This window comes from Chryseobacterium sp. L12, assembly GCF_056133985.1.
In genome coordinates, this window is sequence record NZ_JBVYOF010000001.1 from 482,178 (window position 1) to 499,799 (window position 17,622).

At 39.8% G+C, this 17,622-nt stretch carries 19 protein-coding genes and 1 pseudogene; 14 read left to right on the forward strand and 6 right to left on the reverse strand.

Annotated features, from left to right (window positions below):
- Positions 1-43: 43 nt before the first annotated feature.
- Together AC0NBN_RS02390 and merA are read left to right on the forward strand one after the other, a co-directional pair.
- Positions 44-403, forward strand: a complete 360-nt coding sequence (locus tag AC0NBN_RS02390) for a heavy-metal-associated domain-containing protein (protein WP_027375686.1) — start codon at positions 44-46, stop codon at positions 401-403.
- Complete coding sequence (gene merA / locus AC0NBN_RS02395; protein ID WP_160811733.1) at positions 400-2,052, forward strand: mercury(II) reductase; 1,653 nt, start codon at positions 400-402, stop codon at positions 2,050-2,052. Before AC0NBN_RS02390 ends, merA begins: the two co-directional genes overlap by 4 nt.
- 165 nt (positions 2,053-2,217) lie before the next feature.
- Here the strand turns inward: merA and AC0NBN_RS02400 are convergent, their stop codons facing one another.
- Genes AC0NBN_RS02400 through AC0NBN_RS02420 form a run of 5 tightly spaced genes read right to left on the reverse strand, consistent with a single transcriptional unit; the run spans position 2,218 to position 5,219 of the window.
- On the reverse strand, positions 2,218-3,051 hold the full coding sequence (locus AC0NBN_RS02400; protein ID WP_034871413.1) for a hypothetical protein: 834 nt from the start codon (positions 3,049-3,051) through the stop codon (positions 2,218-2,220).
- Positions 3,052-3,081: 30 nt separating this feature from the next.
- Positions 3,082-3,717 (reverse strand): conjugal transfer protein TraD, encoded by a 636-nt coding sequence (locus AC0NBN_RS02405; protein WP_160811732.1) that lies wholly within the window; start codon positions 3,715-3,717, stop codon positions 3,082-3,084.
- 12 nt (positions 3,718-3,729) lie between these two features.
- Complete coding sequence (locus tag AC0NBN_RS02410) at positions 3,730-4,035, reverse strand: DUF3408 domain-containing protein (RefSeq protein ID WP_059344617.1); 306 nt, start codon at positions 4,033-4,035, stop codon at positions 3,730-3,732.
- The gene (locus AC0NBN_RS02415; protein ID WP_059344618.1) at positions 4,035-4,439 is read right to left on the reverse strand and encodes a DUF3408 domain-containing protein; all 405 of its coding nucleotides are present in this window, start codon (positions 4,437-4,439) and stop codon (positions 4,035-4,037) included. The genes AC0NBN_RS02410 and AC0NBN_RS02415 overlap by 1 nt, the downstream gene beginning before the upstream one ends.
- A 12-nt stretch (positions 4,440-4,451) precedes the next feature.
- Entirely contained in the window at positions 4,452-5,219 is a 768-nt protein-coding gene (locus tag AC0NBN_RS02420; RefSeq protein ID WP_019974889.1) for a ParA family protein, read from the reverse strand.
- Positions 5,220-5,917: 698 nt separating this feature from the next.
- Here AC0NBN_RS02420 and mobA point away from each other — a divergent pair.
- Both mobA and mobB read left to right on the forward strand, forming a co-directional pair.
- Positions 5,918-6,367 carry a conjugal transfer protein MobA gene (mobA, locus tag AC0NBN_RS02425; protein WP_160811731.1) on the forward strand — a complete coding sequence of 150 codons (450 nt, stop codon included), beginning with the start codon at positions 5,918-5,920 and terminating at the stop codon, positions 6,365-6,367.
- A complete protein-coding gene (gene mobB / locus AC0NBN_RS02430; RefSeq protein ID WP_160811730.1) occupies positions 6,357-7,643 on the forward strand; it encodes a conjugal transfer protein MobB in 1,287 nt (428 codons plus the stop codon). The genes mobA and mobB overlap by 11 nt, the downstream gene beginning before the upstream one ends.
- A gap of 18 nt (positions 7,644-7,661) precedes the next feature.
- Here the strand turns inward: mobB and AC0NBN_RS02435 are convergent, their stop codons facing one another.
- Entirely contained in the window at positions 7,662-8,219 is a 558-nt protein-coding gene (locus AC0NBN_RS02435; protein ID WP_160811729.1) for a hypothetical protein, read from the reverse strand.
- A 175-nt stretch (positions 8,220-8,394) separates the two neighbouring features.
- Here AC0NBN_RS02435 and AC0NBN_RS02440 point away from each other — a divergent pair.
- From AC0NBN_RS02440 to AC0NBN_RS02485, 10 genes and pseudogenes are all read left to right on the forward strand, one after another.
- A pseudogene (locus AC0NBN_RS02440) lies at positions 8,395-8,595 on the forward strand (hypothetical protein); the annotation flags it as partial.
- A 61-nt stretch (positions 8,596-8,656) separates the two neighbouring features.
- On the forward strand, positions 8,657-8,932 hold the full coding sequence (locus AC0NBN_RS02445; protein ID WP_160811728.1) for a hypothetical protein: 276 nt from the start codon (positions 8,657-8,659) through the stop codon (positions 8,930-8,932).
- Between the two features lie 181 nt (positions 8,933-9,113).
- Positions 9,114-11,114: a conjugal transfer protein MobC gene (gene mobC / locus AC0NBN_RS02450; RefSeq protein ID WP_160811727.1), complete on the forward strand. Its 2,001-nt coding sequence runs from the start codon at positions 9,114-9,116 to the stop codon at positions 11,112-11,114.
- A 79-nt stretch (positions 11,115-11,193) separates the two neighbouring features.
- Positions 11,194-11,817, forward strand: a complete 624-nt coding sequence (locus AC0NBN_RS02455) for a Crp/Fnr family transcriptional regulator (RefSeq protein ID WP_160811726.1) — start codon at positions 11,194-11,196, stop codon at positions 11,815-11,817.
- Positions 11,818-11,878: 61 nt separating this feature from the next.
- Positions 11,879-12,676, forward strand: a complete 798-nt coding sequence (locus AC0NBN_RS02460; RefSeq protein WP_160811725.1) for a sulfite exporter TauE/SafE family protein — start codon at positions 11,879-11,881, stop codon at positions 12,674-12,676.
- 95 nt (positions 12,677-12,771) lie between these two features.
- Positions 12,772-13,335, forward strand: coding sequence for a YeeE/YedE thiosulfate transporter family protein (locus AC0NBN_RS02465; protein WP_160811724.1), 564 nt, complete (start codon positions 12,772-12,774; stop codon positions 13,333-13,335).
- Positions 13,336-13,347: 12 nt separating this feature from the next.
- Positions 13,348-13,848 (forward strand): DUF6691 family protein, encoded by a 501-nt coding sequence (locus AC0NBN_RS02470; RefSeq protein WP_160811723.1) that lies wholly within the window; start codon positions 13,348-13,350, stop codon positions 13,846-13,848.
- A gap of 229 nt (positions 13,849-14,077) precedes the next feature.
- A complete protein-coding gene (locus tag AC0NBN_RS02475; protein WP_160811722.1) occupies positions 14,078-15,508 on the forward strand; it encodes an MBL fold metallo-hydrolase in 1,431 nt (476 codons plus the stop codon).
- A gap of 268 nt (positions 15,509-15,776) precedes the next feature.
- A complete protein-coding gene (locus tag AC0NBN_RS02480; protein ID WP_474466889.1) occupies positions 15,777-16,121 on the forward strand; it encodes a hypothetical protein in 345 nt (114 codons plus the stop codon).
- A 107-nt stretch (positions 16,122-16,228) separates the two neighbouring features.
- A complete protein-coding gene (locus tag AC0NBN_RS02485) occupies positions 16,229-17,614 on the forward strand; it encodes a TolC family protein (RefSeq protein WP_160811721.1) in 1,386 nt (461 codons plus the stop codon).
- Positions 17,615-17,622 lie beyond the last annotated feature (8 nt).

Consider the following 17,622-nt stretch of genomic DNA (forward strand, 5'->3'; position numbering starts at 1 on the left):
TTTTTGCCTTTTGTATTTAAGAACTTAATTAAATAATTACACAATGAAAAAGAATTTAATTCTATTGAGTGCTTTGTTCCTAATTGGAATTGCTCAGCTCAATGCACAATGTTGCAAACCGACTGACAATAAAGCACAAACAGCAAATACAACACAGCAAGAAGGTAAGACCCTGCAACTGAAAATCACGGGAATGACTTGTGCAGGTTGTTCCAACCATATTTCAAATGCCCTCAAAGAAGTGGACGGCATTATTGAACACAAAGTGGAATATCCGGGCGATTTGGCAACCATCCAATACGACCCAAAGAAAACAAATCCTGACGCTATCATCAAGGTTATTGAGCAGACAGGCTATAAAGCCGAAATCATTAAGGAAAATCAAAAAGAGAAATCATTATGAACAAAGAAATAATAAAACTTGACATCATAGGAATGACCTGCGACCATTGTGCAACAAGCATTGAAAAATTACTTTCCAAAAATGAAGGTGTAAAAGAAGCTAATGTGAGCTATCCAAAAGCTACTTGCGAATGTTCTTTTGACCCTACCAAAACCAGCAAAGAAGAAATCATTAATACCATCAACGGCACAAAAAACTATCGTGTAAAAAGTGAAATCCCTGATAATGGAAACAGCGGAATTAATCAATTTGATTTAATCATTATCGGTGGCGGTTCGGCTGCATTTTCGGCAGCAATCAAAGCCGAAAGTTTAGGATTATCGACCTTAATGGTAAACGGTGGTTTGGACTTTGGCGGTACTTGTGTCAACGTGGGTTGTGTGCCTTCTAAAAATCTTATTCGTGCAGGCGAGTCGGCTTATCACGCTACACATTCCAACTTTGAAGGCATCAAGCCAAAAGGAGTTGATATTGATTTCGCTCAAATCATCAAAGACAAGAAAAAATTAGTAGCCACACTTCAAGAGAAAAAATATATGGATGTGGTAAGCGATTTTGAAAACCTGACTATGCTAAAAGGTTGGGCAAAATTCAAAGACAACAAAACCATTTTGGTTGATGGCAAGGAATACAAAGCCTTCAAATTTTTAATTGCTGCGGGAGCTACGACCAACATTCCGACTATTGAAGGATTGGACAAAATTGACTACTTGACCAACGTTTCCCTTTTCGACTTGGAAGAAAAACCCGAAAGCTTGACCATTATGGGAGCAGGTTACATAGGTTTGGAAATTGCAATGGCGTACAATCGTTTAGGCGTTAAAGTCCGAATCATTGAATTTACCGACCGTGTTCTACGGACACAAACCCCAGACATCAGTGAAGCATTGGAAACCCAAATGCGAAAAGAAGGCATTGAAATCTTACCTAATTTCAGAGCCGTGAAATTCGAGAAACAAGCGAATGAAACCATCATTCACTGTAAATGTCCTGACGGTTCATTTACGCAAATTATAGAAAAAGGTAAGGTAGTAATTGCCACAGGCACAAAAGCCAATACAAGCCAATTAGGGTTAGATAACATTGGTTTGGAACTCACCAAAAGCGGACATATCGCTGTGAATGAAAAAATGGAAACCAATCTACCTAACATTTACGCAGCAGGTGACGTAACCAACACCCCTGCATTTGTTTATACAGCCGCTTTTGAAGGTAAAATTGCCGTTGAAAATGCGTTCTCAGGAACAGATAATAAAGCCGATTATTCTTCTTTACCTTGGGTGGTGTTTACTGACCCACAAATTGCAGGGGCAGGTTTAGATGAAGCACAGGCAGAATCAAAAGGCATTCCATTTGAAGTTTCAAAACTGGAACTTAAAGACGTACCGAGAGCCATTGCAGCAAACGACACAAGGGGTTTTATCAAACTCATTCGCAATACCGAAACTGACAAACTGATAGGTGCAAGAGTAGTTGCACCCGAAGGCGGGGAACTTATTCAACTATTAAGTATGGCTATCAAATACGGTATTACAGTAAGGGAATTGGCTGAGAGTTTCTATCCTTATTTGACATTAGGAGAAGGCATAAAATTAGCAGCCATAACATTTGGAAAGGACGTCTCAAAGTTGAGTTGTTGTGCGAGTTGATGAATAGGTTTGTGCTTTTAGCCCCTAATTTCCACCGTTTTCCAAAATTGATAGTGAGAGGAATTACTTGGCAGTGAGTGCCATTTTAATTGGTAGCTATTAGTAAGAAGCACATCGAACAAAATGATGTTCGACGTGCTTCTTACTAATCCTCTTTTAAAGAGGTTACATTTTTCGCCCTTTGCTTCCTTGCTCTTTTTTTGAAAAGGAAACAGACTTGTTTTGGAGTTTTTTCTTGATCGTTTTTTCTTTCAGCACCATCAGATTTTCTGTTATTATTTGTGGTAGGAATGTTTCCTTCCAGGGAATTGTCTTTGCTTCAAAATGAGATTTTAGACCTATACGCTTTAAATCTTCTTTGATATTCCAACCTCCGTTTCGGTTCCAACCAATTGGATCAAGATCTCTTTGAAAAGGAAATTGAACGGCGATAAGGTCTTTTGGAAATACCAGAATACTATCATAATCTAACTCTTGAAATTCGCGTGTTTTAGGGTTGTAGGGAATGATGTAAGCATTCGCTTCCTCGGAGAAATAATGATCTATTTCATCAAAGACAATTCCTTTTGACAAGAAATCATCTTTGGGGCGAAGCATATCCATGCGTATATCAACATAAAATGTATGACCTTGAATGTCGATTGTAGGAAGCATTCCCTTTTGGATTCTATCATTGAATGCCGTTTGATCGACCATTAAGTCGAAGTCTGTTTTGTTTTTCAGTTCTTCGAGACTTAGCTTATACTTTTCTGCCATTCCTGCTGGATCAAGCACAACTAGTTCGGATATCTTTATCAAAGTTTCTTCTCCGTTACTTATAAGGTTCGGAATGTTCTTCTCCTGTAAACTATAGTTAAAAGCGTAGCCATCTACTACATCTCTCATTTCGTAAATTGAAATGGTATTGACTGGATTCTCTTTTTCCCTTAATTCGACCTTATTTATATCGACCAAGAAATCTGTTCCCTCGATATTTATACTAGGCAATTCTCTTTCCATACTTCGTTATTTTAAAAAACAAAGGGAAGCCTATACAAACTCCCCAATATCAAAATCCTCTAAATCATTTTTCCGCAAAATGGAAGAACTGGTTTCCGTTTCAGATGAGAGCGAACTATCCAATAGCTCAGCTATTTTTTGAGAAGCACCCTCTATGGAATTTTCCAGCAGGCTGAATAATTCAGTTCCTTGTATTTTCTGAACTATGGCTATCGCTGTTTCCTTTTGGGCTGGTTCCAATTCTTCTTTTTGGAGCAACACCCCCACGGAGTTTAGTTCTTCAAAGGTAACCCCTTGGGCAAAACCGTCATCACCACCGGATATTCCGTACCTGTTCCATTCTTCTTCCTCTTCTTCCAAATCAGGTATCTTTCTGAAAACTTCGTCCAGCTCTTCCTGCGGAATTTGAATACCTACGTTTTCATTTTCGTCGTATTCAATGTCTAAATTAGCAGGGTTTATCTCCGGTTCCTGAATTTGGCGTTCAGTGGCAGTGTTTGGCACTGAAAGGCGTTCTACGGGTTTTGGTTGGCCCATAATATCGGGCAGGTTCGGATTGATTTTTTCCTGTTTTGGTTTTTGTTCCGACCTTTTTTTAATGACAATCTTGTCCTGTAAAAGCAGGGCGATGACTATCAGCAGGCATATCACAATAATTATTTCCATAACCTCTAATTTTTAAAACAGTCCTTTGTATTTTTCTTTGAACTCCTTTGTAATGGCATCCTCATACACGTTAAAATGATGTTCGAGGATTTTATTGAGATAGGCAAACAAGGGTATCTTATCGTTGCCAATGATTTGAACTATTCGTGTTAGTCGTTCGTGATATTCAGGACTTAGGTATATGCTTTTACTGCCTCTTTTCTGCTCAATATCCATTTGCAGAAATGCCTGTTCATAGCTGTTTTGCGCTTGATCTCTCATTACTTCGGGAATACCATTGTCTGTAACAACATTCCTTTTTTTATTATTTTTCTTCATTATAAAATGGGTTTAAAACGTTCATTGAAATAATCGGTAATATCATCCCCAAATTCTCTGAAGTGATGTTCAAGAATATTATCGATGTACGAGTAGAGTGTTGTTTTTTCTTCCCTCGTTAATTGCACAATGCGGAGCAATCTCTCGTGGTATTCAGGACGTATGTAAACTACCTTACCGTTACGCCCCGATGGAAACCGATTGACCAAAAATGTTTCCTCGTAGTCCGCTTTCTTTGATGAACTGTTACGGGCTTTTTCCCTGGGCTTTGTTTCCTTTGGTACATCCTGCTTTTTGTTATTGCTCGGTGGAGCAACAGGCTCATCGCCGCTTATGACGTTCATAAGGTATTCCTCATCAACATTGGGCTTTTCAAAATCGTTGTTTTTGTTATCTGAAGCCATACTTTACTATTTTTATAGATGAGTGATTTTTAAAAATTCCTCGACAAACAAATCCATTTTAGTTGCTTTCATTAACTGTGGTTCGGCAGGCAGCAAACTTGACCGGAATACATAACTACCTGTATCGTCTGTTTCCTTTCGGAAACGCTTGCTATCCATTATCCTTGTTTCCATTATGGGCAGGTTGAGTTCCTTGATGACACTTTGATACGCATCATACAAACCTGTTTTTTCCCTGCCGTCCACCTGGTTCCAAAACAGCCACATCTCTTGTTCGGGATTGCCCTCGTCCGTTTGGGGAAGTCCGAGAAAGGCTTTGGTAAAGCCCAATGTACTTTCCACTACCAAACGGTCGGCAGTAATGGGCGAAAAGATGAAGTCCATTTTTTTTAAAGTGGTCAAAACGCCTTTAGTATTGGCTGTTCCCGGCAGGTCGAAGAAGATCACATCTGGCACAACCGCCGACTGGCTTCTGTATTCCGATGCTTTCTCCAGAGCCGTTTCAGCTTTACATTTAATAATCGGGTACGCTTTTTTGTTGATTGCTTGAAACTGCTTCATTGCCGCTTTTTTATGGTAGTCGTTCTGCATTATGGTTCTCTTATCCCGTTCACGCATATTGGTCAGGCTGTGTTGCGGAAAGTCGCAGTCCATCACCAGCACATTAAAACCTAAACGGTAGTGAAGCACACTTGCCAGTAAAGTGGTCATTGTAGATTTTCCCACACCGCCTTTTTGGGTGGAGAAGCTGATTTTTAAAGTTTTCTTTGTTGTTTCCATTATTTAAAAATTTATTGTTACACACTTTATTTGTTTGCAGGATTGAATATTGGTTTATCTGATTATTACCTCATTCCTATATTCCTGCATTCCCTTTTGGGTACTTTCCTGCACAGGTATCTGCTTTCATTTTTGCCTTGTAAGGCACATTCTTTAGCAAGTGGCAAAACTTGCAACAGGTAAATTGCTTTACCGCTTTTATGCTTTTACACTTTTATTGTTTTATGCTTTTAAAACCCTATGCTTTTATTCCAAACCGCTTGTTTGCAAACCTGATTTTCTTCTTTGTTTAGATACATTTTTTACTACCTGCACTAAAATTATACGGCAAATAAAGCGATTGATTTGCCCGCTGATTGCGGTGTGGCAGTGTTTGGCGTTCAAAGGCAGTGTTTGGCACTGCTATACAGTACAATGCTTTCGTAAACAGGGCTTTACTTTGTACAATGATTTTTATTAATGGATTTATGCAAAATTCTTTTGACAAATCGGAGGGCAACGGGAACGGCATCGAGCCGTTTTTCCCTGTTACATTTAATCCGTCCCGCAGGGCGGATTTTTGTGTTCGACAGAACACGGCAAGTTGTGTTTTGAGGCACTCTAAACCGAGTTTAGTGCCTCAAAACAACTTGCCCTTTGCAGGGGGCAGAAAAAGCCTCCGAAGTCGGCTTTTCGTGTAGATTATAAATGGATTAGTGATGAACGAGAACAATAACAGTAAACAGAACAAAGGCGGGCGTAAGCCGAAGCTTGATCCCAGCACGCACCGCCACGTATTCCGATTGACAGATAAGGAAAATGCCAAACTTTTATCGCTTTTTGAAGCATCGGGAATGTCCAATAAAGCCAAGTTTATCATTTCACAGTTGTTCGGAAAGGAAATGAAGTCGGTTAAAATTGATAAGGGAACGGTTGATTTTTATATGCGATTGACTTCGTTTCACACTCAGTTCCGGGCAATAGGTGTAAACTATAACCAGATTGTGAAGCTGTTGTACCGCCATTTTTCGGAGAAAAAAGCCGCAGCATTTCTTTACAAACTGGAAAAACAGACGGCAGAAATGGCAATGTTGTGTCAAAAAATCATTCAGATAACCGAAGAATTTGAAGCCAAACATCTCAAAAATAGCCGTAGAAATGATAGCTAAAATCGGAAGAAGTGAAAATTTATACGGTGCGCTGGCGTATAATAACCTGAAAATCGAAAAGGAAAACGGACAAATTTTGTTCGCTAATAAGATGATTGAAACCGCAAACGGACAATATACCGTAGCACAATTAGCCCAATCTTTTGCACCTTATCTGTTGGCAAACCGCAATACGGAAAAACATACGTTGCATATTTCGCTCAATCCCGACCCGAATGATACTGTAAACGATGACAAATATCGGGAAATGGCAGAGCAGTATATGCGGGAGATGGGCTACGGCGAACAGCCTTTTGTAGTCTTCAAACACACGGATATTGACCGTTCACACATTCATATCGTTTCGGTTTGCGTGGATGAGCAGGGCAAAAAGATTTCGGACAAATTCGAGAAAATGCGGTCTATGAATGTATGTCGTGAACTGGAAAGAAAACACGGATTGATACCCGCAACGGACAAAGAGCGCAACCAAACGGATAAGGTTTTCCGTCCGGTAGATTATCGGGCAGGCGATGTAAAAAGTCAGATTGCTTCGGTCGTTCGCCACCTGCCGAACTATTACCGATATCAAACGTTGGGCGAATACAATGCTTTGCTTTCCCTGTTTAATATTACTATTGAAAAAGTGGAGGGCGAGTTACACGGTAAGGCACAGCAGGGCTTATTGTATATTCCCTTAAATGAAAAAGGAGAAAGAGCCGGACATCCGTTCAAGGCTTCGCTGTTCGGAAAGAGCGCAGGGCTTCCGGCTCTGGAAGTGCATTTTGCGAAATGCAAAACAAGCCTTAAAGATACCCCGACCAAACAGACCTTACAATCTGCCGTTACCATTGCCCTGCAATCTACGAACGATGAACAGGCTTTTAAAAAGCAGTTAGGGGAACAGGGCATTAATGTAGTGGTACGCCGGAACGATGCAGGACGGATTTACGGAATGACATTCATCGACCACAATTCTAAAACGGTATGGAACGGCTCACGCCTGGCAAAAGAACTTTCTGCCAACGTATTTAATGATTATTGGAACAACAACATAAAGCCCGACATTAAAGAGCCTGATGAGTTAAAACCAAAAACAGCAAGAACAAATGATGCAAGTCTTCCGCAGGAAAAACCACACCATTTGTTTGATTTTATTAATACCGATAAAAATGAAGACGGATTGGTTGAAGCATTGGGCGGTTTGCTTATTCCCGAAGCACAGGGCGAGGATTACGAGGAACAGGATTTTGCCAACCGGATGAAGAAGAAGCGCAAGCGCAAGCGAGGTCAGTAATAAGTTTTTATTTGCCTGTTATGTAGAAACTTTCAGCCCCAACGCATAGCTCCAGTGTAAAATCTTAGGTGCAGTAGGTGTTTTGAATTGGTTAATACCGTATATGTATAATGCAAAAAGTACGAACGCTCCCCAACTAAGCCCGATACACCAAATACTTTCCCGTTCTGCAATACTGAACATTCCGGCTACTATTGATTTAATAATAAATGCAGGAACAATACAGCATAATAGTACACAGATTGCCCAGGGCAATACCCATAGCTTGCGGTTCTTTCTCCGCAACCCGATAATGGTTCCTTTCAAAAAGTAAACGATGCAGAAAATAAAGTAGGCAAATAATAGGGAGAAGCCCCAAATCTTAAAGTTTTCGGTTCCTTTGCCCCACAACTTTTGCGACAGTAAAAATCCAGCATAAAAGAACACACCGAAAATCGCCCCGATTTTTAGGACGAAAAGAAGAAACTTTATTATCCCCGACATTAATCCGGTGGCAGCTTGGCTTTCTCCGCTTTTCCGAATTTCATATTCCTGTTCAGTTTCTCCGGGATACGCATCTGGATTATTCCAACTCATAGCATTCTCCTTTAAATCTTGCTTGTTCCAACTAAGAAAAGCAAAATGATTTTCACAACTATAAATTTATAAAAAATGATTGGATTATCTGCAAAGGATTAGAGCCACTTACAGCCAAACACTGCCACGTAACGCCGCTTACTGCCATTGTAATTTTAAAACCTAACTATTCATATCAAATGATGCAGATCTTCCTGCGGAAGAACCACACCATTTGTTCGACTTCTTAACTACGGAGAAACACGAAGACGGTTTGATTGAAGCATTGGGCGGCTTAATTCCTGAAGCACAGGGAGAAGATTACGAAGAACAGGACTTTGCCAATAAGATGAAAAGAAAAACAAAGATAGACTGTTCATTCAAACACGTTTTGTAATTTAAAGTGGTTAGAAATTTGATATAAATACCAAAGGTTAACGAACTAAAAAGTTTAAAGGATGAATAAAATTAGCTTTCAGGACACGCACATATATCCGGGATGTCTGGCAATATTTAATTTCAGGATTTCCTTGCAAAGTGCTATAATGTTAGCCGTAGCCGAGTTTAGCGATGGAGCTGTAACAAATGCCGAGATTGAGCCATTGAATGCCGAAGAAGTAGTAGTCTATATTGATGGATATACGACAACTAAAGGCACTAACATTTCAAAGAAAAACTGGCTGCTTAAATATGATAACGCACAGGATATTTGGAAAGTAGTTAAGAAAAAATAACACTTTTATTGTAGCAATCTGTAAAATTTTAAAGAGTGCTTTCATTTTGGAAGCACTCTTTTCATTTTAGAATGATTGGCATTCAGCCAAACACTGCCACAGAACGCCACAGGCTGCCATATTCTTACAGCCACTCCACACAGCCTTTAAATTCACGCCCGAACATTAAAACTGAAAAATAATGCAGGGAGAAGACGATTTAAGAGGCTTAGCCAAAATAATGGCTTTTATGCGGGCAGTGAGCATCATCATAGTGTTGATGCACTTGTATTGGTTCTGCTACGGTTTCTTTTTAGAACGTGGCTGGACGTTGGAAGTAATCAATAAGGTATTAGGCAATTTCGACCGAACGGCAGGGTTGTTTTCGCACACCTTATATACCAAAGTATTTGCTTTGGTTTTGTTGGCTTTAAGCTGCTTAGGCACAAAGGGCGTAAAGACCGAGAAGATAACCTGGTCTAAAATTTATGTGGCTTTGGGCGTTGGGTTTGTATTGTTTTTCCTCAACACGCCGTTTCTAAAACTACCTCCGGCAACAGGCACATTCCTTTATATGCTTACTATCTCGTTAGGTTATATCGCTTTGCTGATGGCGGGTGTATGGATGAGCAGGTTACTGAAAAACAATTTAATGGACGATGTTTTCAATAACGAAAATGAGAGTTTCCAACAGGAAACAAAACTGATGGAAAATGAATACTCCGTCAATCTGCCTACCAAATTTTACTACAAAGGGAAATGGAATAACGGCTGGATCAACATCGTAAATCCATTCAGGGCATCCATCGTGTTGGGTACACCAGGTTCTGGAAAATCTTATGCAATCGTAAACAACTACATCAAGCAGCAGATAGAGAAAGGTTTTTCAATGTACATCTACGATTTTAAGTTTGACGACCTTTCCACCATAGCATACAACCATTTGCTGAAGCACCGGGATAAGTACAAAGTACAGCCAAAATTTTACGTGATAAATTTTGACGACCCACGCAAGAGCCACCGTTGCAATCCACTCAATCCCGATTTTATGACGGATATATCCGATGCCTACGAAGCGGCATATACCATAATGCTAAATCTCAACAGAAGCTGGATCCAGAAACAGGGCGATTTTTTCGTGGAAAGCCCAATTATTCTTTTAGCTGCCATTATCTGGTTTCTGAAAATTTATGATAACGGTAAGCATTGTACATTCCCACACGCTATTGAATTGCTGAATAAAAAGTACGCCGACGTGTTTACGATACTTACTTCATATCCCGAATTGGAAAATTATTTGTCGCCCTTTATGGATGCTTGGCAAGGCGGCGCACAAGACCAATTACAGGGACAAATCGCATCGGCAAAAATTCCACTATCCCGTATGATTTCACCGCAGTTGTATTGGGTTATGACAGGCGATGATTTTTCGTTGGACATCAATAACCCGAAGGAACCAAAAATTTTATGTGTAGGCAACAACCCCGACCGTCAAAATATTTATTCCGCAGCTTTGGGTTTATACAACTCCCGGATTGTAAAGCTCATTAATAAAAAAGGGCAATTAAAGAGTTCCGTTATCATAGACGAATTGCCCACGATTTATTTTAGGGGGCTGGACAACCTTATCGCAACGGCGAGAAGTAATAAGGTGGCTGTATGTTTGGGCTTTCAGGATTTTAGTCAATTAATACGGGATTATGGCGACAAGGAAGCTAAGGTTATTCAGAATACAGTCGGTAATATTTTCAGTGGTCAGGTTGTAGGCGAAACCGCAAAGAGCCTTTCGGAACGCTTCGGGAAAGTATTGCAAAAACGCCAGAGTATGACCATTAACCGCAACGATAAATCTACTTCCATATCAACGCAATTAGATAGCTTAATACCTGCTTCCAAAATTTCAACGCTTACACAGGGTATGTTTGTCGGTTCTGTATCAGATAACTTTGATGAACGTATCGAGCAAAAGATTTTCCACGCCGAAATTGTAGTAAATAATGAAAAGGTAGCGGCTGAAACCAAAGCCTATCAAAAGATACCTCAAATCTTATCTTTTATAAATGAGCAGGGCGAGGATAAAATGAAGCAGGAAATTGAAAGCAATTACAAACAGATAAAATCCGACATCCTGGATATTGTTGTAAGTGAAATGGAGCGTATCAAGAATGATCCGAACTTACAGCATTTGGTACAAAATGAATAATTTCAAAATGACATAAGTTGCCTCAGAAATAAGGTAGCTTCTACTTCTTTTACCTAACTTTGATAAATGTTTTTTTAGAATGGAACAACTCGGACAAATTACAGAATTTAAGTCATCGCCCGAATTGGTGGAGAAACTTTATCAATACAGTATAACGAAAGAATACACCGCAGGAAGCGTTATACTGAATGAGAATTCATCTATACGCTCTATCCCTATTGTTACAAAAGGTATCCTTAAAGTTATCCGCACAGAAGAAGACGGCAGAGAAATTTTGCTGTATTATATCAAAGCCGGAGAAAGCTGCATTATGTCTTTTTTGGGTGGTATGCACAATGAAACCAGCAAGGTTAAAGCCGAAGTGGAAGAGGATGCAGAAATCCTTTTTCTGCCTATGGATAAAGTAGCCTTGTTTATCAAGGAATACCCGCAATGGCTGGATTATATTTTTCGTTTGTACCACAAGCGTTTTGAAGAATTGCTGGAAATAGTAAATGCCATTGCCTTTAAAAAAGTAGATGAACGTTTGTTGGATTTGCTACAAAAGAAAAGAAATTTAACAGACAATAATACCTTAAATATTACCCACGAGCAATTAGCCAACGAATTAGGAACAGCCCGTACCGTTGTATCACGCCTTTTAAAGCAGTTGGAAGAAAACGGAACAGTTAAGTTGGGCAGGAACAAAATCATCCTTATGTGACTAAAGTAGCTGTATAGGATTTGGAATTGATACAATTTTGCAGTATCAATTTCAGAAGTCAATGGACATAGCTGGTTATTTAGCATCAATTTTTATAGGCATAGCATTAGGCTTAATCGGTGGCGGTGGCAGTATCCTTACCGTCCCGGTATTGGTTTACCTGTTTAGCCTCGATGCAGTATTGGCAACCGCCTATTCTCTTTTTATCGTTGGCGCAACGAGCGTTGTCGGTTCATTTTCCTATTTCAAAAAAGGATTGGTCAATATCAAAACAGCTATTGTTTTCGGTATTCCGTCCATTGCCGCCATTTTTCTGACACGGGAGTATCTGCTTCCCGCAATCCCGCAGGAGATTTTCACAATTGGGAGTTATACGATAACCAAAAATATTTTCCTGATGCTGCTCTTTGCCGTACTAATGGTTGCAGCATCGTATAGTATGATAAAAGAAGAGAAACAGACTAATGATGAAGCCTTGCAAAATCGACAATTCAATTATTGGGAAATTCTCTTTCAGGGAATTATCGTAGGCGCTATTACAGGAATGGTTGGCGCAGGTGGCGGCTTTCTTATAATTCCTGTTTTGGTAAAACTATTGAAATTACCAATGAAAACAGCCGTAGGCACATCATTGGTTATTATTTCCATCAATTCTTTAATGGGATTTCTGTTTTCCTTATCCCACACCTCCATACAATGGGGCTTTTTACTAACCATTGCCGCTATCGCCATTATCGGCATACTGATAGGTAGTTATCTTTCTACTAAAATAAAGGCTTCCAAATTAAAACCAGCTTTCGGTTGGTTCGTTTTGGTAATGGGCATTTATATCATCATCAAAGAAACCCTACGAATATAAATAGCTCTTGTGTAACTAAAGTAGCTGTACGAAACAAATAAGTAACAGAAATTTGAAGTATTAATATGATTGATTTACGAAAACAGATAAGATAAATGTTAGAATTTTTGAAACAACCCTGGGCTTGGTACGTTGCAGGCCCATTAGTGGGGCTGACCGTACCCTTACTTTTAATCGTCGGTAACAAATCATTTGGTATCAGTTCCTCACTACGGCATATATGCGCATCCTGTATGCCTGCGGGTATCCCGTTCTTTAAATACGATTGGAAAAAAGAAGTATGGAACCTGTTTTTTGTGTTCGGGATATTCTTAGGTGGGTTAATTTCTATTAATCTGCTGTCAGATCCTGCGCCCATCGAAGTCAACCCAAAGTTAGCGCAGGAATTGGCAGGGTACAGTATTACCAATTACAACAATCTAATCCCTGAAGATATTATCAACTGGCAATCGTTGTTTACGCTGAAAGGATTTTTATTGATGGTTGTCGGCGGCTTTCTGGTAGGCTTCGGAACACGCTATGCGGGAGGCTGTACAAGTGGACACGCCATTATGGGCTTATCCAATTTGCAGTTGCCCTCACTTATTGCCACCATTTGCTTTATGATTGGCGGCTTCATTATGGCAAACCTGATTTTACCTATTATACTTTCACTTTAACCTCGACAAGAAATGCAACAAAATAAAGATACAGAAAAAGATTTACAGCTTCGTGAACTGGATGCGATGTGTGTCAACGAAAGCCGTTTAGAACACAAATGGTATCATAACATCAAATACCTGATAATCGGTATAATGTTCGGTATCGTATTCGTGAAATCGGAGGTTATAAGCTGGTTCCGCATACAGGAAATGTTTCGCCTGCAATCGTTCCATATGTACGGTATCATCGGGAGTGCGGTCGTAACAGGTATGATTTCCATTTTCCTGATAAAGAAATTCAACATCAAAACCATTTACGGCGAACCTATTAAGATTGCTCCCAAAACATTCCATAAAGGTCAAATCTATGGCGGTTTGATTTTCGGTTTAGGATGGGCAATGACAGGAGCCTGCCCCGGTCCCTTGTTTGCACAGATTGGGACGGGTGCAACCGTTATTGCCGTTACATTATTGAGTGCTGTTGCAGGAACTTGGGTTTACGGCTTGCTAAGAGAGAAGCTGCAACACTAAAAAACGGTTATCTATCGGTTTAAAAGATTGCCGATAACAGCACTTTTCTGAATTTAATCACTCAACAAAAATTACAGCAAGAAAAACATCAAATTAATCGGGTTATGTAACAAAAGTAACAGTACATAAAAACCGAATAGTTTAAATTTGCAGGTTGTGAACTTTTAAAAAGTGATTAATTATGTTGTCCAAAACAAACTTAACAATTTCAATAATATTCTTATTAATTATGTCAATATTACAAGGAAATAAACTACAAGCTCAAAGCTATTTTTTCGAGCGTGTGTATGATGAAACACTTTCACAGGCAAGTTTCGTAATAGGCGATTTGCATACCAAAGAAGCCATAGTTATTGACCCCAAACGGGATATAGATACTTATTTGGAAATAGCCAAAACCAACAACATCAAAATAACCAAAGTAGCCGAAACACATATACACGCAGATTTTTTAAGCGGTTCCCGTGAATTGGTAGCCGTTACCAATGCGGAGTTGCTACTGTCCAATGAGGGCGGAACGGATTGGCAGTACGAGTTTCCGCATACAGGACTGAAAGACGGGAACATTATCCAAATTGGGCAGGTAGAACTGAAAGTAATGCACACGCCTGGTCACACGCCAGAAAGCGTTACCTTTTTGGTAAGAGATACGAAAGTTCCTGCCACACCTCAAAGAGCTATTACGGGAGATTTTATTTTCGTGGGCGATGTCGGTCGTCCTGATTTATTGGAAAAATCAGCAGGACAAATCGGTTCGCAGGAGATTGGAGCAAAACAGCTTTATACCTCTATTCAAAAATTCTCCAAATTGCCCGATGATTTGGAAATATGGGCAGGACACGGAGCAGGCTCGTTTTGTGGCAAAAGTTTAAGCACTATTCCGCATTCTACATTAAAGGAAGAAAAGCAGAACAGCGAAGCATTTCAATTTACAAATGATGAAAAAGGCTTTATAAGGTTTATTCTTGACGGACAACCGACCCCGCCTAAATACTTTGCCGTGATGAAGCGGCTGAATAAGATTGACCGCCCTTTTTTAATAGAAGTTCCCATTCATCCGAAACTAAAACAGGCGGATTTACAAAAATCAATAGATAACAATCTTCTGATTATTGATACCCGAAAAAAAGGCGATGTTGCCAAAGGGCATATTGCAGGTAGTCTGCATATCGAAAACGGAAAAACATTTTCTACGTGGGCAGGCTCTTTAGTAGATTACCAACAGCAATTAATATTAATAACTGATGAAGCGCATACAGAAGATCTGACCCGTAAGCTGATGCGGATAGGAATGGATAATATTTACGGGTTTGTAACCGATTTGAATAAAATGAATATGGTACTGGAAAAATCAGACCTTGTTAGCATCGAAGAACTGAAAAAACATTTGGATAAAAAAGATGTACAGGTTATAGATGTCCGCACAGAAAGCGAATACAACAATGGACACATCAAAGGCGTGGAAAATATCGTTTTGACTTCTTTGGAAAACAACTTGGATAAAATCAGTAAGAACAAGCCTGTTATTGTCCATTGTCAGAGCGGTGTACGTGCTGCAATGGCATATTCTATTCTCAAAAGAAACGGCGTAAAGAACCTTAAAACATATTCAGGCGGCATCAATGAATGGGAAGAAAAAAAGAATGAATTGGTAAAATAAAAGACTTCTTAATTATTACAAAACTTGAGAAGAGATGTTTACAGCATCTCTTTTCGCTTTATTGCACAATTCATAGAAATGCTTGACCCTATCGGTAAAACATACCAGACTTCACATCTTTTCGTGTTAAAAAACACTAAAATACCCATTTCTTCTTGTATGCTTAAAGAATTAAAAGTATTTTTGTAAATTGATGAACAGGACTGTACCACATATTTCAGCAACTTACAGGCGATACTTCTTTGTATTCGCCACGTTCTTGTTGGTATTGCTTACATCCTGCCCAATCAAAAGCAGCATTAAAATTTTTGCAGGTCTGCCCACACAAACAGAAAGCGGCGTTCCTAAGACCAATCATAGTTTTCCGGCAAGCTCGCTGGAAAAATGTAGCAAGATTGAAACTGCCGACAACCAGATTGTCCAAAACTTTAATTTTAAGGCGAACGATTTATTACCCGTTCTTCTTTTTACGGCTTCGCTTCTTTTCCTTATCGGCTTCCGTCCGTTAAATAAAGAAAACAAGCATCCACTTTATAGCGGTAGCAACAAAATCCGTAGTTCTATTCCTATCTTTTTGGAATACCGGAAGCTCATCATCCACTTTGCCCGCTAATTCTTTTTTCCTATTGACTGTGATGCAGTTTCAATAGGCTTTCTATTGTTTTCATTTTAAAATAATCTTAGGTCGTATAAGCGACCTCTCCAAAATTGTATCGTAATATGATAAAACATATTATGGCAACCATATTATTATGGTTAGCCATTGTTGCTGCGCTTCCACTATATGCACAGCAACAACAGGAATATACTTTAGGCAGCTTGTGGTCTAAAGTCGAAGAAACCTATCCCGGCGTTGGGGTAAAAACATCGGCGATAGATGCCGCAAAGTTCAACCAACGGGCGGTTAAGGGCAATATGCTCCCACAGGTAAACGCACAGGCACAGAATACCTACGGAACGTATGAGGGAAGCGCAGGAGCGTTTTTTCCGCAGGCAGGCTTTTTCAATGTTAGCGGTTCGGCAGTACCACTGGACGGTAGTTCTACGGCTGCCAATACTTTTAGCTCCGCCATTGTTCAATGGGAAGTATTTTCTTTCGGAAAGTTGCGCAAGCAGAACGAGGCTGCGGGTGCTTTATATGATAAATCGGTAAGTGATAAAGATGCTTACATACTCAACCTTAAAAAGATACTATCAGAAAGATACATTACACTTTTGTACAACAATGCCAAGCTGGACTGGACAGCGAATAACGCAGGACGTTTGGATGATATTCGCAAAATAACTTCGGGCTTATCCGCTTCGGGTTTAAGACCGGCAGCAGACAGCCTGCTCGCTTCCTCATCCTATGTACAGGCATTGGGCGAAAATGATAAATGGAATGGATTTAAAAATGCTTCCCTTATCAAATTGCTGGAATTGTACGGTAATGACAGCGTTAATTATACTGCATCTGCCAACCGCTTCGGTAATCCCGCCGAAAATAATTTCAATAGAGTAAATAGTATAAGCCCATCGCATCCAATTTTAGATGCTTTGGATAAACAATCAGCCTATTATACGTTAAGCGGCGAAGCACAGAAAAGGTCATCCTTGCCATCCATTAACCTGTTAGGCGGTTACGCTTATCGGGGTACAGGTATCAACCCTAACGGAACAGTATCGGGAGCGTGGAAAAACGGGTTCAGCAATACGACCAATAACTTTTTGGCGGGCATTGGTATTACGTGGAATTTGACGAGCCTGCATACCAACCGTATGAAAGGGGAACAATTGTTCAAAGAAGCGGAAAGTACCAAATTGCTGCATTCACAATACGAACAGGCAATGCAGGCAGATCTATCTGCTTCGCAGGCAAAAATCATTCAGCAGTACGAGCAACTCAGGAAAACGAAACTTGCTGTACAGCAATCGCAGGACGCTTACAATATGTATCTGGCAAGGTACAAAAGCGGTCTGATCACTTTAAGCGAATTATTACAGATACGCATTTTGCTGGAACAGGCAGAGAATGCCCACATAGAGGCTTCCCGTGATTATTGGATGCTCCTTGCTTACGAGGCGGAACTGACCGCCAACTTCGATTTCTTGTTTAACAATCTTTAATTATTGCG

Excerpts from the sequence above, each read along its gene's own strand:
- AC0NBN_RS02465 (WP_160811724.1), top strand. The coding sequence starts at position 12,772 with ATGTTAGAATTTTTGAAACAACCCTGGGCTTGGTACGTTGCAGGCCCA.
- merA (WP_160811733.1), top strand. The coding sequence starts at position 400 with ATGAACAAAGAAATAATAAAACTTGACATCATAGGAATGACCTGCGAC.
- AC0NBN_RS02470 (WP_160811723.1), top strand. The coding sequence starts at position 13,348 with ATGCAACAAAATAAAGATACAGAAAAAGATTTACAGCTTCGTGAACTG.
- AC0NBN_RS02400 (WP_034871413.1), bottom strand. The coding sequence starts at position 3,051 with ATGGAAAGAGAATTGCCTAGTATAAATATCGAGGGAACAGATTTCTTG.
- mobC (WP_160811727.1), top strand. The coding sequence starts at position 9,114 with ATGCAGGGAGAAGACGATTTAAGAGGCTTAGCCAAAATAATGGCTTTT.
- AC0NBN_RS02455 (WP_160811726.1), top strand. The coding sequence starts at position 11,194 with ATGGAACAACTCGGACAAATTACAGAATTTAAGTCATCGCCCGAATTG.
- AC0NBN_RS02475 (WP_160811722.1), top strand. The coding sequence starts at position 14,078 with ATGTCAATATTACAAGGAAATAAACTACAAGCTCAAAGCTATTTTTTC.
- AC0NBN_RS02485 (WP_160811721.1), top strand. The coding sequence starts at position 16,229 with ATGATAAAACATATTATGGCAACCATATTATTATGGTTAGCCATTGTT.
- AC0NBN_RS02435 (WP_160811729.1), bottom strand. The coding sequence starts at position 8,219 with ATGAGTTGGAATAATCCAGATGCGTATCCCGGAGAAACTGAACAGGAA.
- mobB (WP_160811730.1), top strand. The coding sequence starts at position 6,357 with ATGATAGCTAAAATCGGAAGAAGTGAAAATTTATACGGTGCGCTGGCG.
- AC0NBN_RS02445 (WP_160811728.1), top strand. The coding sequence starts at position 8,657 with ATGAATAAAATTAGCTTTCAGGACACGCACATATATCCGGGATGTCTG.
- AC0NBN_RS02405 (WP_160811732.1), bottom strand. The coding sequence starts at position 3,717 with ATGGAAATAATTATTGTGATATGCCTGCTGATAGTCATCGCCCTGCTT.
- AC0NBN_RS02460 (WP_160811725.1), top strand. The coding sequence starts at position 11,879 with ATGGACATAGCTGGTTATTTAGCATCAATTTTTATAGGCATAGCATTA.
- mobA (WP_160811731.1), top strand. The coding sequence starts at position 5,918 with ATGAACGAGAACAATAACAGTAAACAGAACAAAGGCGGGCGTAAGCCG.
- AC0NBN_RS02410 (WP_059344617.1), bottom strand. The coding sequence starts at position 4,035 with ATGAAGAAAAATAATAAAAAAAGGAATGTTGTTACAGACAATGGTATT.
- AC0NBN_RS02415 (WP_059344618.1), bottom strand. The coding sequence starts at position 4,439 with ATGGCTTCAGATAACAAAAACAACGATTTTGAAAAGCCCAATGTTGAT.
- AC0NBN_RS02420 (WP_019974889.1), bottom strand. The coding sequence starts at position 5,219 with ATGGAAACAACAAAGAAAACTTTAAAAATCAGCTTCTCCACCCAAAAA.
- AC0NBN_RS02390 (WP_027375686.1), top strand. The coding sequence starts at position 44 with ATGAAAAAGAATTTAATTCTATTGAGTGCTTTGTTCCTAATTGGAATT.